Below are 14,090 nucleotides of genomic sequence, written 5' to 3'. Positions count from 1 at the left end.
CACGGAGTTATGTGCGTGCTATAAAAATAGCTCTTTTAGGGGCCGGGTAACCTTCTATTGTTTTAGTGGGGTCGTTAGGATCAAGAAAATCTTCTAAAGACTCTGTATCAATCCAGTCAGTTTTACGTTGTTCATCTAAGGCAGTAACGTCGGTATTCACTACTTTAATGTTTTTAAATCCACAACGTTCCATCCAAGCGACCATAGCGTCACAGCTTGGTAAAAACCAAACGTTTCTCATTTTAGCGTAGCGTTCGCCGGGTACTAATACGGTATTAATATCACCATCAACCACTAAGGTTTCTAATACTAACTCACCACCTTTAACCAGTTGAGCTTTTAATTGATATAAAAAGTCGATAGGCGATCTTCTATGGTAGAGTACGCCCATAGCAAACACCGTATCAAAAGCTTTTAGCTCAGGTAAATCTTCAACACCTAAGGGTAATAAATGTACGTTATCGTCTTGTGCGAAATGTTTAACAGCATTAAATTGCATAAAGAATAGTTGGGTCGGGTCTATGCCTACAACAAACTTAGCGCCTGCTCCACGCATTCTCCATAAATGGTAGCCACTGCCGCAACCAATATCTAAAACATATCGATTTGATAAATCACTAATATGTGGAGCGAGTCGATCCCATTTAAAATCAGAACGCCATTCAGTATCTACGTGTAATCCGTGAATATGATAAGGACCTTTACGCCAAGGTTTAAACTTTTTAAGTAGGTTTTCAATGCGTTTAAATTCGCCGTTATTAATATCGCTTTCTTCGCCTATAGTTACACTATTGCTTAAGTCGATTGATGATGGCGTAGTATTAGGTAGCGCATCTAAAGTTTTTTCCCAGTGAGCAAATTCGCCATGTAACTCACTTTTTTGCCAAGTGGTTAATTGGGCTGGTAAAACATTGAGCCAAGAACTTAAACGGTTTTGTGCGATTAATTGGTAAAACTTATTAAATGAGATCATTTTATTGCAACAAGTGACATGAAATTAAAACATTGAAACCACTGATTTACGTGATTAAAACCTGAGTCTTTAAGGCGAGATAAATGGGTTTCTAAAGTATCGGGGCGCATTACATTTTCAATCGCCGTTCTTTTTTGAGCGATTTCTAATTCGCTGTAACCATTTTCTCTTTTAAAATTATGGTGTAAATCGATTAATAGTTCATTGCACACATTATCTGAAGCTTTTAATTTTTCAGATAACACTAATATGCCACCGGGTTGTAAACCATTATAAATTTTTTGAATGAGGTTTTTGCGTGCCTCTGGTTCGATAAATTGCAGCGTAAAATTAAGCACGACCATAGAAGCATTTTTAAGCTCAATGTCTAAAATATTACCTTCACAAATTTCAACTTGAGACTCTCCTTTAAACGCATTGACATGCATTTTACAACGTTCAACCATAGCTGAAGAGTTATCTATACCTATAATTGAACAGTTTTTTACGGTGATCGACTTTTTCATCGCCAGTGTTGCAGCACCTAATGAACACCCTAAATCGTAAATGTTGGTATTAGCTTGCGCGTACTCTTTACTCAAATTACCAATAGTATTAATAATGGTATTGTAACCAGGTACAGAGCGCGAAATCATGTCAGGAAAAACCTCAACAACTTGCTTATCAAAGGCAAAGTCTTGTATTTGAGCTTTCTTACTTGAAAAAATGAGATCAGTATCAGAATTTATCATGCAAAATCTTTAAGAAAATAGCTTTATTGCGCTTATTTTAACTGAAATTTATAAGGCAAACCATAAACAGTGCACGATTAATTAACTCACCTTGATATTTGCTATTTTGATTATCCTTACGCCATTGACTTTATTAGCCTTACAGAGGTGACATTGCGACTCATTACTATATAATATCGCCAATTTTTATATTCATTAGCTTGTGAATTAATCACAAGTGCAAATGCTCAGGAATTGCTAAATGCGTACTATGTATTGTGGTGAGGTTAACGAATCTCATGTTGGTCAAGAAGTTACTCTTTGTGGTTGGGTTAATCGTCGCCGTGATTTAGGCGCAGTTATCTTTTTAGATTTAAGAGATAGGGAAGGTATGGTTCAGGTTGTTTATGATCCAGACTTACCAGAAGTTATTGCTAAAGCGAATACCTTAAGAAACGAATTTTGTGTTCAAATTAAAGGTAAAGTGCGTGCACGTCCTGAAGGTCAAATTAATAAAGATATGGCAACTGGTGCTATCGAGATACTTGGTTTAGAGCTAAACATCTTAAACAAAGCCGCTCCATTGCCACTGGATTCAAACCAAACAAACTCTGAAGAGCAACGTTTAAAATATCGCTACTTAGATTTACGTCGTCCTGAAATGACAGAGCGTTTACGTTTCCGTGCAAAAGTTACCGCTTCAGTTCGTGAATCGTTAGAAAACCTAGGCTTTTTAGATATTGAAACGCCAATTCTAACGGCTGCAACACCTGAAGGCGCAAGAGATTACTTAGTACCAAGCCGTACTCATAAAGGTCAATTCTTTGCATTGCCACAATCTCCACAATTATTTAAACAATTGTTGATGATGTCGGGTATGGAACGTTATTACCAAATCGTAAAATGTTTCCGTGATGAAGATTTACGTGCTGATCGCCAACCAGAATTTACGCAAATAGATATTGAAACGTCATTTATGACATCTGATCAAGTGATGGAAGTTACTGAAAAGATGATCCGTGAGCTTTTCTTAAAACTACTTAATGTAGATTTAGGTGAGTTTCCACGTATGCCTTACTCAGAAGCGATGACACGTTTTGGTTCAGACAAGCCAGATTTACGTAATCCATTAGAAATTGTAGACGTTGCAGATATTTTAAAAGACGTTGAATTCAAAGTATTCTCAGGTCCAGCTAATGATCCTAAAGGTCGTGTTTCAGTAATTTGTGTACCTGATGGCGCCTCTAAATTCTCACGTAAAAACATCGACGACTTAACTAAGTTTGTAGGTATTTACGGTGCTAAAGGTATGCCGTGGTTAAAAGTGAACGACAGAGCCGCGGGCCTTGAAGGTTTACAATCGCCAATCCTTAAATTTTTAACTGAAGAGTCTGTTAACGCTTTACTTGATAGAGCGAACGCTAAAGATGGCGACATCGTATTCTTCGGTTCAGACACATACAACGTAGTAACTGAATCTTTAGGGGCTTTACGTCTTAAATTAGGTGAAGACTTAGCATTGCTACAAGGTGAATGGAAGCCGTTATGGGTAGTTGATTTCCCAATGTTTGAAGAAGTAGACGGGCACATGCACGCTATTCATCATCCATTTACAGCCCCAACTAACTTAACTGCAGAACAACTTGAAGCTAACCCTGTTGGCGCATTATCAGATGCATACGACATGGTATTAAATGGTTGTGAATTAGGTGGTGGTTCTGTTCGTATTCATAATCAAGATATGCAAGCTGCGGTATTTAGAATTTTAGGTATTAGCGACGAAGAAGCGCAAGAGAAATTTGGTTTCTTACTTGAAGCATTACAATACGGTGCTCCACCGCATGCTGGTTTAGCGTTTGGTTTAGACCGTTTAGTTATGTTGATGACAGGCGCTACATCTATCAGAGACGTAATGGCATTCCCTAAAACAACAACAGCGGCATGTCCTTTAACTAACGCTCCAGGGCAAGCAAATCCAGCACAGTTAACTGAATTGGGTATTGCTATATTGCCTAATGAAAAAAAGACTGAAACTGATAGTTAATTATTATCTGTAATGTTGAGTGAAAATAAAATGCAGTTAAGATAAATCTTAACTGCATTTTTTATGTATATTACCTATGTATAAACATAAATATCTAATCCGAATAAGGTGTTCTATTTTTTGACTATTATTCTAGGAATTGACCCCGGTTCTCGAATCACCGGCTATGGTGTTATTAAAACCGAAGGTCGTAAGTTAACTTATCTCGGCAGTGGTTGTATTAAGGCATTTTCTACTTCAAAAGAAGATGGAGATAACCCGTTTAGCGATCGGCTACAAACCATTTTTTCAGGTGTTTCAGAACTCATACTACAATTCTCACCTGAGTTATTCGCGATAGAAGAAGTTTTCATGGGCGTAAACCCCGGAGGCGCGCTTAAATTGGGCCAAGCAAGAGGGGCTGCAATTGTTGCTGCCACTAATAGAGGTCTCTCTGTTGCAGAGTATTCTGCTCGTCAAATTAAACAATCTGTTGTAGGAACAGGTGCTGCAGATAAAAGTCAGGTTCAGCATATGGTTAAAACCTTATTAAAACTACCAGGTACACCACAAGCCGATGCTGCCGATGCTTTAGCTGTTGCCTTATGCCATGCTCATAGTCACGAACTGTTAGGTAAAATGTCGGGTCAAGGGCTTAAAACGGTTAGGGGAAGATTAAGATAAATACTTTAGTAATAATCTACTAGTTATATAGTTTACTGTATATATAACTAGTGTTATCGTATGAAAAAATAAATTATCTGGAGAGTGTTTTGATAGGTCGTTTACGAGGTTGTTTACTTGAGAAAACAGCGCCTGAAGTATTAATTGAGTGTAATGGTGTTGGTTATGAAGTCACTATGCCAATGACTAGCATTTATACCTTACCTGAAATAAACCAAGAAGCGATTGTTTATATTCACTTTGTTGTAAGAGAAGATGCTCAGTTACTGTATGGTTTTGCCAATAAAACAGAGCGTAAATTATTCAGACTTTTGATGAAAGTAAACGGTGTTGGTCCTAAATTAGGCTTAGCTATTTTATCTAGCATGTCTGCTGATCAATTTGTGAGTTGCGTAATTCATGACGACTTATCTACCATAGTTAAAATTCCCGGTGTTGGTAAAAAAACAGCAGAGAGATTATTGATAGAAATGCGCGATCGATTAAAAGATTGGCAACTTGATAATAGCTCATCAGAAATCGATAACATTTTAGTACCTAATAAAATTGAGAATACTTTCGTTAATGATGAGAGAGGCGATGCTATTAATGCTTTGATCTCTTTAGGCTATAATCAATCCCAAGCTGATAAGGCTGTTAAGTCGGTATTTGAAAAAGGCATGAAAAGCGAAAACATCATACGCAATGCACTAAAAGCCATGCTATAAACTGACACTATACTCGTAACCATTATTACAAAGCGTTGCCTTGAATTGATATCGCTCAAGCATTCTGAAATAGCCTCTTGATTGGTAACGGGTATATAGTTTTTATATTAATAGAAAAACTCCAAATAACTACAGAGAAATATTGAAATGATTGAAGCTGACCGCTTAATTGAACCACAAGTTATGCACGAAGAAGAAACCATAGATCGCGCTATACGTCCTAAAATGTTGGTTGATTATACCGGTCAAGATCACGTTAAAGTACAGATGGAAATATTCATTTCAGCGGCAATTAAACGTGAAGAACCGCTCGATCATTTACTTATTTTTGGGCCTCCCGGACTTGGTAAAACAACATTAGCGAATATTGTTGCCAACGAAATGGGCGTGAATATTAGAACCACTTCAGGACCCGTATTAGAAAAAGCGGGTGACTTAGCGGCTTTACTTACTAACCTTGAAGAAAATGATGTGTTATTTATTGATGAAATTCATCGTTTAAGCCCTGTCGTTGAAGAGATCTTGTACCCAGCAATGGAAGATTATCAATTAGATATAATGATTGGAGAGGGGCCAGCAGCAAGGTCAATCAAGTTAGATTTACCTGCCTTTACCTTAATAGGTGCAACGACACGTGCTGGCGCATTAACTTCGCCTCTAAGAGACCGATTTGGTATTGTTCAAAGGTTGGAATTTTACAATACGAAAGATCTTACTGAAATTGTAAAACGCTCAGCTCATTTCTTAAATTTAACAATAGATCATGAAGGCAGCTTTGAAGTTGCTAGACGTTCTCGCGGTACACCGCGTATCGCTAACCGCTTATTAAGACGAGTTCGAGATTACGCAGATGTAAAAACTAATGGAATTGTTAGCCAAGAGACCGCAGCTTTAGCGCTTGATATGCTAGAAGTTGATCACCAAGGTTTTGATATTATGGACAGAAAGTTATTGGAAGCTATTATAAATAAATTTATGGGTGGACCCGTAGGTTTAGACAACGTGGCTGCTGCTATTGGCGAAGAGCGTGAAACCATTGAAGATGTACTCGAACCTTTTTTAATTCAACAAGGCTTTCTTCAAAGAACCCCTCGCGGCAGAATTGCAACAGATTTAGCATATCAACACTTTGGTTTAGATAAACCTGAAAGATAATCAATAATCCTCATATATTATTTTTCAATTCTTATTTATTTCAGACAAAAAAAAGCCCACATAATTATGTGGGCCAACTTATAATAAGTTGTTCGAGGGAATAAATATACAAAATGTCAAAAGAGAAACTTTCTTCACCAATAAAATTACCCACCATCAATATGAATAATTAGATGCTTTCATCTGTGAATCAGAAAGACGAGATATTCTAGTTATTTTAAAATCATGTCACAAACTATTTAAATTATAAGTTTGCATTAGAAAAACTAATGTATTTGTTGTTTTTAACAATCATATTAATAAATTGATACAAAATAATTAGCTAATTATTGATTAAATAACAAAAAATATTTAACTCAAAGCGTTTAAACGCTTGTTGTTTAAAGGGGTTATCTATTAGTATAACCATAAATTTATTAACCTAGCCGTAAATGTTATACACAAGTGACTGTTTTTAATGTTAGAGACCAAAGATCAATTTGAAATACGCGTTTATTATGAAGACACTGACGCAGGTGGCATAGTGTATTACGCAAACTATTTGAAGTTTTTTGAGCGGGCACGAACAGAGTGGTTAAGAAAATTAAATATACATCAATCATTTTTTTTAGAACAAAATTTAGGATTTGTAGTCAGAAAGGTTGAAATGGATAACCTTGCTTCTGCAAAACTTGATGATGCACTTGTTGTTGTTTCTGAAATTAGTGAAATTAAACGAGCTAGTTTGATTTTTCAACAAAAAATAATGAAAAATCAACAAGTCATATGTACTGCTAAAATTCGTATTGCTTGTGTTAATTTACTATTAGCTAAACCGTGTTCTATCCCCGAAAGCATATTAGGAGCCCTTAAAAGTGTCAGCTGAAATTTCTATTTTAGATCTATTTTTACAAGCGAGTTTATTAGTAAAGTCAGTTATGTTGATTTTACTCGGATTCTCAGTTGCATGTTGGGCAATGATCTTTCAACGTATAAAAATTTTAAAAGAGGCGCAAACTCAATTAAAAGTTTTTGAAGATAAATTCTGGAGTGGAGCAGATCTAAGTAAATTGTTCAATGAAATTTCAGCACGTAGTAAGGTAACAGGTATAGAAAGCTTATTTGTTGCTGGTTTTAAAGAGTTTGCAAAATTAAGAAAAAGTAACATCACTTCTTCTAATGCGATTGTTGACGGAACATACCGAGCAATGCGTGTTGCTATGTCTAGAGAAGTTGACGGTTTAGAAAAAAGTTTACCTTTTATGGCAACTGTTGGTTCTATTAGTCCTTATATCGGTTTGTTTGGTACGGTATGGGGCATAATGAACTCATTTATTGCTTTAGGAACTGCAGAAAATGCCACGTTAGCACAAGTTGCTCCTGGTATTGCTGAGGCTCTCGTTGCAACAGCAATGGGGTTGTTTGCTGCTATTCCTGCTGTAATGGCATTTAACCGTTTTAGTCACCAAGTTGAGAAACTAGAGAATAGTTACGGTAATTTTATGGATGAGTTTTCGAGTATTTTACAACGTCAAGCAACGTCAGAATAATTGAGTTAATAGGTTTACCTTATGTATAAAAGAGCTAGACGTCGTAAAGTTGCTGATATAAATGTTGTTCCATATATCGATGTAATGTTGGTATTGCTTATTATTTTTATGGTTACAGCACCTTTAATTACTCAGGGGGTAAAAGTTGACTTACCCAAAGCTGATTCAGAGCCACTAGATAAAGATAGTAAAGTACCTTTAGTTGCCTCAGTCGATGCTGATGGAAAGTATTATTTAGCGGTAGGAACAAGTAAAAATGAACCTATGTCAGCAGAAGAAGTTGCTACGTTAGTTGCTGCACATTTAGAAGTCGAGCCAGGTACTCCTGTAGTTGTTAATGGCGATGGCGCAGTTTCTTATGATGCTGTTATTCAATTAATGGTTTTATTACAAAAGAAAGCTGGTGTGCCTTCGGTTGGTCTTATGACTGACTCTGAGGAGAAAAAATAACGTGGATAAAAAGTTTTCTATTGCATTACTCTTGAGTGTGACTCTACATTTAGTATTAGCTATTTTCTTATTTTTAGGTGATTTTACTTCAGAGCCGAAACCTACTCCCACTCCTGCACCCATGGAGCCTATTCAAGCTGTTGCTGTTGATAAAAGTAAAGTGGAAGAACAAGTTAAAAAAATTAAGCAACAAAAGGCTGATGATGCACGTAAATTAAAAGAACTTGAACAACAAGTTGCTTCAGCTAAAAAGAACCGAGCTAAAGAAGAGCAACGCATTAAAGATTTAGAGAAGCAACGTAAGAAAAAAGAACTAGAAAAGAAAAAGGCAGATTCTGAAGCTAAAAAATCTAAGGCTAAAGCCGCTGCAGCAGAAAAAGAACGTAAGAAAAAAGTAGCTGAAAAGCAAAAAGCAGAAAAAGCGGCAGCTGACGCAAAAGCAAAACGTTTAAAAGAACAAGCTGAAGCTAAAAAAGCAGAAGACTTAAGAAAGAAAAGAGCAGCAGAGAAAAAACGTCAAGAGCAGCTAGCTAAAGAACGTGAACGACAAGATAAATTGTTGGCAGAGCAAATGGCTTCAGAAATGGCATCACGACAAAAAGCCAGAAGACAACAAGTCATGACGGAAATAGGTCGTTATACTGCTTTAATTAAACAAACGATAATCCGAAACTTAATTACAGATAGAAGTACAATGGAAGGAAAGTCTTGTAAATTAACTATAAGTCTAGCACCATCAGGTTTTGTGACTAATGTTCAATTAGGCCAAGGTAATCCGACGGTTTGTGCGGCAGCTAAAACAGCTATATATAAAGCGGGTACTTTACCTGTTTCTAAAGACCCTGAAGTTTTTAAAGAGATGAGAACCATTAGCTTAACGGTAGTTCCGGAATTTTAACCATTATTTACTAGGTAGATTATAAAATATTCATATGAAAAAACTTAATATATTTATCGCGTTAGTTATTTTATGCCTTACACCTAAAGCATTTGCCGCTTTAGAAATTGTAATAACAGAAGGGGTCGATAGTGCAAGGCCTATCGCAGTGCTTCCATTTAAATGGAATGGTTCTGGGGTAATGCCTGAAAGCTTATCTAGTGTGATCAGCAACGATCTTCGCCGAAGCGGTAAATTTAACCCTATTTCAGCTGCTTCATTTCCGCAAAGACCTAACTCAGTTCACCAAATAGACTATTCCTCATGGGCTAATAAAGGTGTAGAAGCCGTATTAGTTGGTGAAGTTAGTGAAGTGTCTGTTGGCCGATATCTAATTAAATATCAGCTTGTTGATGTTATTAGAGGCCAAATTACGGGTGGTAAAACACAAATGATGAGTAACGGACAGCTTGTCAAAGCGACTGACCACATTTATGTTGATAAATCAGCTGAAATTACTGGAAGTCAATTTAGACGCTATGCTCACACCATCAGTAATGTCGTTTATGAAAAGTTAACAGGAACTCGAGGAGCATTTTTAACTAAAATTGCTTATGTCATTGTTAGAGATACGGGTAATTATCCGTATCAATTAGTTATAGCTGATTACGATGGTTTTAATGAACATGTTCTATTAAGTTCAAAAGAACCATTAATGTCACCTAGCTGGAGCCCAAATGGTAGCCAGTTAGCTTATGTAACGTTTGAAAATCATCAAGCGCAAATATTTAGTATTGACATTTACAGCGGTCAACGCAAAATGTTGACATCTTACAAAGGTATCAATAGTGCGCCTAAATGGTCGCCTAACGGTAAACAACTTGCCATGGTGTTATCTAAAGATGGTAATCCAGAGATTTACGTAATGGACATTGCAAGTAAAAAGTTACGCCGAATTACTCGTCATAGAGCTATAGATACTGAGCCAAGTTGGTCACCTGATGGTAATTCATTGATATTTAGTTCAGAACGGGGTGGAAAAGCTCAGCTTTATCGCGTAAATTTAGTCGACGGTAAAAAAAGACGTCTTACATTTGATGGCGAAATGAATCTTGGTGGTTCGTTAACGCCCGATGGTCGTCAGTTGATTATGGTTAATAGAACAAGAGGTCAGTACCATTTGGCAAAGCAAGAACTTAATTCTAATGTTTTCCAAGTATTAACGACAACTCGTTTAGATGAATCTCCTAGTGTTGCACCTAACGGCGGGATGATTATATACAGTACCTTACATAACAACAGACAGGTATTAAGTTTAGTATCTGTTGATGGGCGATTTAAAGCTAGATTGCCTGTTAAAAATGGGGAAGTAAAAGCTCCCGCATGGTCACCTTTTTTATAAAACAAAAGTAAATTTATTGAAACATAAGGAATAATAAAATGCGCTTGAATCAAACTGTTAAAGCTCTTGCTGTTGCATTACCCATGTTAGCATTAGCTGCATGTAGCTCTACTTCTGACGAAACTGAAGGACAAAGCCAAGTAGATACAAACACACAAGTATCTACCGACACACAAACTGACAATGTTCAAGTAACAGCTGCACAACGTGAAGCTGAAATTGCAGAACAAAAACGTCAACAACTTGAAGCGTTACGTTCTGAGCATATCGTTTATTTTGATTTTGACACGTCTACATTAAACAGCCAGTTTGCATCAGTTTTAGATGCTCATGCTAAATTTTTAACTGAAAACTCTAACGTAAGCGTATTGGTTGAGGGGCATGCTGATGAGCGTGGTACTCCAGAATACAACATTGCATTAGGCGAGCGTAGAGCTAAAGCTGTTGTAACTTATTTAGAAAATATGGGTGTTTCTTCTTCTCAAATTTCTATCGTTAGTTATGGTGAAGAGAAGCCGATGGTTAAAGATCGTAGTGAAAGTGCTTTTGCTAAAAACCGTCGTGCAGTATTAGTTTACTAATCAGGAATGTAAATGAAACTGAATAAAGTTTTATTTGGAATGATTCTGTCTGTTAGCACATCTTGTGTGCTGGCAGCGGAGCCAGCTCCAGTTGTAGATATCAGCCAGCATAGTAGTTCAAACTCGTCATCTAAAAGTATTTCTGAACGAATTGATAGCCTAGAGCAAAAAATGGATGCTCGTAATAAAGCTCAAGTTAATGTTCAAAGGCAATTAGATGATTTACAAAATGAACTGAATGAATTACGTGGTGTTACAGAGCTGCATACCCATCAATTAAGTCAGGTATTAGAGCGCCAACGCGAACTATATCAAGAGCTTGATAGACGAGTGTCGCAAGCATTAACCACTCCAGCACCAGTAGCTACGCCAACTTACAATGCGTCTAATGTTAACGACGTTGTTTATAGTTCAGACGTACCAGAAAATGAAGCCTATGATAGGGCAGTCAATCTAGTATTGAAAGAAAGGCGTTATGAAGAAGCTATTCCAGAATTTAAAGCATTTAATTTAAAGTTTCCTAATTCTGCTTATGCGGCCAATGCTCATTATTGGTTAGGGCAGTTACTTTTTAATAAAAATGATTTAGCCGCAGCTAAAACTGAATTTGAAATTGTTTATAATCAATTTCAAGATTCGCCAAAAAGAAGTGATTCTATTCTTAAATTGTCTATTGTTGAAGAAAAATTAAACAATATGACAAGGGCTAAAAACTTATTGAAAGAACTTATTGCTAAGTACCCAACATCTAGTGCAGCGAAATTAGCTAAACCAAGATTGGCTAACTTGCCATAAAGTTGCTGGTTCCTTATCCTTTTTGCTTTCTTTTTATGCAAACAAACGTATATGTTGAAAAAAATTAAATTTGTTGTTGCACTAAAAGAAATTATGAGTATTATATGCGGCGCGTCAGACGAGTAGTGTGACGCAAACAAATGTCGGTCGTTAGCTCAGTTGGTAGAGCAGTTGGCTTTTAACCAATTTGTCGAAGGTTCAAATCCTTCACGACCGACCACTTACTTTACCAAGGTATGTGGTTGGCATTTGTAGAATATATCTCGGTCGTTAGCTCAGTTGGTAGAGCAGTTGGCTTTTAACCAATTTGTCGAAGGTTCAAATCCTTCACGACCGACCACTTTCTCTTTACTTAAAGTATTAGATCGTGAATATATTCATTTGGGAGTTTTAAATCGGTCGTTAGCTCAGTTGGTAGAGCAGTTGGCTTTTAACCAATTTGTCGAAGGTTCAAATCCTTCACGACCGACCAATTCTTTTCTTATTTCAAATATATACTTCCAAATACAACCTTCCATATCTATTCAACTATTACATTTTAATTACTTATCTATATCTCATCGCTTATGAAAATGGTCAAGCTATAGAATCTAATACTATAAGATAATTAAACGCGTTATACACATTACAATAATATTACCGTATAATTTCAGCGTTAAATTCAATCATCAATTCGAGAATATTCATGTCACAATCTAATTTAGCTGTAGAGTTTGATTTTCAGTTTCCTGCGAAACCTTTACCTTTATCACCTAATGAAAAAGTAGAGTATAAAGATCGAATTAAACAATTATTGATTGAAAAAAATGCTGTACTTATTGCTCACTATTATACGGACCCTGAAATTCAAGCATTAGCTGAAGAAACAGGTGGCTGTGTAGCAGACTCGCTTGAAATGGCTCGCTTTGGTAATAATCATTCTGCAACAACATTGATTGTTGCAGGGGTTAAATTTATGGGGGAAACAGCAAAAGTATTAACACCTAATAAAACAGTTGTTATGCCTGATCTGGAAGCTACATGTTCTTTAGATTTAGGCTGCCCAATAAAAGAATTTAACGCATTTTGTGATGCTAACCCTGATAGAACTGTTGTGGTTTACGCTAATACTTCTACAGCAGTTAAGGCGAGAGCAGATTGGATTGTCACGTCTTCATGTGCGCTAGAAATTGTTGAACACCTAGACTCACTAGGCGAAAAGATTTTATGGGGCCCAGACCGTCATTTGGGAGCTTATATACAAAAGCAAACCGGTGCCGATATGTTGATGTGGCAAGGAGCCTGTATTGTTCATGACGAATTTAAAAAGAAAGCACTAAGTGATATGAAATCACTTCATCCTGATGCTGCAATATTAGTTCATCCTGAATCACCTGCTGATATTATAGATTTAGCTGATGCTGTAGGATCTACAAGCCAATTGATTAAAGCCGCTCAAGATTTACCTAATAATAAGTTTATTGTGGCAACCGACCGCGGTATTTTTTATAAAATGCAACAGTTATGTCCTGATAAAGAGTTTTTTGAAGCGCCAACAGCGGGTGAAGGCGCTACTTGTAGAAGCTGTGCACATTGTCCTTGGATGGCAATGAATGGCCTTAAAGCAATACAAGAAGCTCTAGAAGATTCTTCAGGTAAAGAAATTTTTGTCGATATGTCTTTACGTGAAGGGGCATTAAAGTCTTTAAATCGAATGTTAAATTTTAATGCAGAATTAGCCGCTAGTCGAAATTAAGTGTTTTATTGATAAATAATAGGATAAAAACACTTAGTAGTTGCGTTATGTTGTTAATTTCCCTACCATAGCGCTGCTTTTTCCAGAGCAATAAATAGTAAAACAAGTTTTCAAATGGTGAGGTGTCCGAGTGGCCGAAGGAGCACGCCTGGAAAGTGTGTAAGGCGCAAGCCTTCGAGGGTTCAAATCCCTCCCTCACCGCCATATTTTAATTTTCTTAATAGCTGTTATGGTCAGCACTCTTCTTATATTTACTCTTACTATATAATTTATTAAATCCCTCTTAAAAAACCAACTATACCCGTCACCAATCAATATGCGTATTTCAGAGCGCTTGAGCGATATCAATTCAAGGCAATACTTTGTAATAATGGTCGTTCCCTTATAAAAAGCATTAACGCAGAAGTGATTTTGCTCAAGCGCTTCTTCGATGGGTCTAAAAACAATTTATGCTTCGTTATTAACTTTA

14 protein-coding genes and 4 tRNA genes are annotated in these 14,090 nt (G+C 36.6%); 16 read left to right on the top strand and 2 right to left on the bottom strand.

What is annotated here, in order from left to right; translation table 11 throughout:
• Positions 1-7: 7 nt before the first annotated feature.
• Both cmoB and cmoA read right to left on the bottom strand, forming a co-directional pair.
• On the bottom strand, positions 8-973 hold the full coding sequence (gene cmoB, locus B0X80_RS12115; protein WP_077340617.1) for a tRNA 5-methoxyuridine(34)/uridine 5-oxyacetic acid(34) synthase CmoB: 966 nt from the start codon (positions 971-973) through the stop codon (positions 8-10).
• Positions 970-1,704 carry a carboxy-S-adenosyl-L-methionine synthase CmoA gene (gene cmoA, locus B0X80_RS12110; protein ID WP_077340615.1) on the bottom strand — a complete coding sequence of 245 codons (735 nt, stop codon included), beginning with the start codon at positions 1,702-1,704 and terminating at the stop codon, positions 970-972. Before cmoA ends, cmoB begins: the two co-directional genes overlap by 4 nt.
• Positions 1,705-1,945: 241 nt before the next feature.
• On the opposite strand from cmoA, the gene aspS reads away from it, so the two are divergent.
• The 16 genes from aspS (at position 1,946) to B0X80_RS12030 (ending at position 13,825) form a co-directional block, all read left to right on the top strand.
• Positions 1,946-3,727, top strand: a complete 1,782-nt coding sequence (aspS, locus tag B0X80_RS12105) for an aspartate--tRNA ligase (protein ID WP_077340613.1) — start codon at positions 1,946-1,948, stop codon at positions 3,725-3,727.
• A gap of 120 nt (positions 3,728-3,847) precedes the next feature.
• Entirely contained in the window at positions 3,848-4,390 is a 543-nt protein-coding gene (gene ruvC / locus B0X80_RS12100; protein ID WP_077340611.1) for a crossover junction endodeoxyribonuclease RuvC, read from the top strand.
• Between the two features lie 89 nt (positions 4,391-4,479).
• Entirely contained in the window at positions 4,480-5,097 is a 618-nt protein-coding gene (gene ruvA / locus B0X80_RS12095) for a Holliday junction branch migration protein RuvA (RefSeq protein WP_077340609.1), read from the top strand.
• A 147-nt stretch (positions 5,098-5,244) separates the two neighbouring features.
• Positions 5,245-6,252: a Holliday junction branch migration DNA helicase RuvB gene (gene ruvB, locus B0X80_RS12090; protein ID WP_077340607.1), complete on the top strand. Its 1,008-nt coding sequence runs from the start codon at positions 5,245-5,247 to the stop codon at positions 6,250-6,252.
• 457 nt (positions 6,253-6,709) lie between these two features.
• Positions 6,710-7,117, top strand: coding sequence for a tol-pal system-associated acyl-CoA thioesterase (gene ybgC / locus B0X80_RS12085; RefSeq protein ID WP_077340605.1), 408 nt, complete (start codon positions 6,710-6,712; stop codon positions 7,115-7,117).
• Positions 7,107-7,781: a protein TolQ gene (gene tolQ / locus B0X80_RS12080; RefSeq protein WP_077340603.1), complete on the top strand. Its 675-nt coding sequence runs from the start codon at positions 7,107-7,109 to the stop codon at positions 7,779-7,781. Before ybgC ends, tolQ begins: the two co-directional genes overlap by 11 nt.
• A gap of 21 nt (positions 7,782-7,802) precedes the next feature.
• Positions 7,803-8,231: a protein TolR gene (gene tolR / locus B0X80_RS12075; RefSeq protein WP_077340601.1), complete on the top strand. Its 429-nt coding sequence runs from the start codon at positions 7,803-7,805 to the stop codon at positions 8,229-8,231.
• A gap of 1 nt (position 8,232) precedes the next feature.
• Positions 8,233-9,129 carry a cell envelope integrity protein TolA gene (tolA, locus tag B0X80_RS12070; RefSeq protein WP_089024874.1) on the top strand — a complete coding sequence of 299 codons (897 nt, stop codon included), beginning with the start codon at positions 8,233-8,235 and terminating at the stop codon, positions 9,127-9,129.
• Positions 9,130-9,163: 34 nt separating this feature from the next.
• Positions 9,164-10,510, top strand: coding sequence for a Tol-Pal system beta propeller repeat protein TolB (gene tolB / locus B0X80_RS12065; protein WP_077340597.1), 1,347 nt, complete (start codon positions 9,164-9,166; stop codon positions 10,508-10,510).
• 38 nt (positions 10,511-10,548) lie between these two features.
• Positions 10,549-11,091 carry a peptidoglycan-associated lipoprotein Pal gene (pal, locus tag B0X80_RS12060; RefSeq protein ID WP_077340595.1) on the top strand — a complete coding sequence of 181 codons (543 nt, stop codon included), beginning with the start codon at positions 10,549-10,551 and terminating at the stop codon, positions 11,089-11,091.
• Between the two features lie 12 nt (positions 11,092-11,103).
• The gene (gene ybgF / locus B0X80_RS12055) at positions 11,104-11,886 is read left to right on the top strand and encodes a tol-pal system protein YbgF (protein WP_077340593.1); all 783 of its coding nucleotides are present in this window, start codon (positions 11,104-11,106) and stop codon (positions 11,884-11,886) included.
• A 144-nt stretch (positions 11,887-12,030) separates the two neighbouring features.
• Positions 12,031-12,106, top strand: a tRNA-Lys gene (locus B0X80_RS12050).
• A 44-nt stretch (positions 12,107-12,150) separates the two neighbouring features.
• Positions 12,151-12,226: transfer RNA gene (locus B0X80_RS12045), tRNA-Lys, on the top strand.
• A gap of 56 nt (positions 12,227-12,282) precedes the next feature.
• Positions 12,283-12,358 (top strand) — tRNA-Lys (locus B0X80_RS12040).
• 213 nt (positions 12,359-12,571) lie between these two features.
• Positions 12,572-13,621, top strand: coding sequence for a quinolinate synthase NadA (gene nadA, locus B0X80_RS12035; protein ID WP_077340591.1), 1,050 nt, complete (start codon positions 12,572-12,574; stop codon positions 13,619-13,621).
• A 116-nt stretch (positions 13,622-13,737) separates the two neighbouring features.
• Positions 13,738-13,825: transfer RNA gene (locus B0X80_RS12030), tRNA-Ser, on the top strand.
• The last annotated feature ends 265 nt before the right edge of the window (positions 13,826-14,090 follow it).

It is taken from the genome of Pseudocolwellia agarivorans (assembly GCF_002000085.1).
GTDB lineage: Bacteria > Pseudomonadota > Gammaproteobacteria > Enterobacterales > Alteromonadaceae > Pseudocolwellia > Pseudocolwellia agarivorans.
This window is presented reverse-complemented; position numbering and strand designations above follow the sequence as displayed.

What these genes read in the sequence shown, in the direction of transcription:
- cmoB (WP_077340617.1), bottom strand. Translation starts at nt 973, where the DNA reads ATGATCTCATTTAATAAGTTTTACCAATTAATCGCACAAAACCGTTTA.
- cmoA (WP_077340615.1), bottom strand. Translation starts at nt 1,704, where the DNA reads ATGATAAATTCTGATACTGATCTCATTTTTTCAAGTAAGAAAGCTCAA.
- aspS (WP_077340613.1), top strand. Translation starts at nt 1,946, where the DNA reads ATGCGTACTATGTATTGTGGTGAGGTTAACGAATCTCATGTTGGTCAA.
- ruvB (WP_077340607.1), top strand. Translation starts at nt 5,245, where the DNA reads ATGATTGAAGCTGACCGCTTAATTGAACCACAAGTTATGCACGAAGAA.
- ybgC (WP_077340605.1), top strand. Translation starts at nt 6,710, where the DNA reads ATGTTAGAGACCAAAGATCAATTTGAAATACGCGTTTATTATGAAGAC.
- tolR (WP_077340601.1), top strand. Translation starts at nt 7,803, where the DNA reads ATGTATAAAAGAGCTAGACGTCGTAAAGTTGCTGATATAAATGTTGTT.
- tolB (WP_077340597.1), top strand. Translation starts at nt 9,164, where the DNA reads ATGAAAAAACTTAATATATTTATCGCGTTAGTTATTTTATGCCTTACA.
- pal (WP_077340595.1), top strand. Translation starts at nt 10,549, where the DNA reads ATGCGCTTGAATCAAACTGTTAAAGCTCTTGCTGTTGCATTACCCATG.
- ybgF (WP_077340593.1), top strand. Translation starts at nt 11,104, where the DNA reads ATGAAACTGAATAAAGTTTTATTTGGAATGATTCTGTCTGTTAGCACA.
- nadA (WP_077340591.1), top strand. Translation starts at nt 12,572, where the DNA reads ATGTCACAATCTAATTTAGCTGTAGAGTTTGATTTTCAGTTTCCTGCG.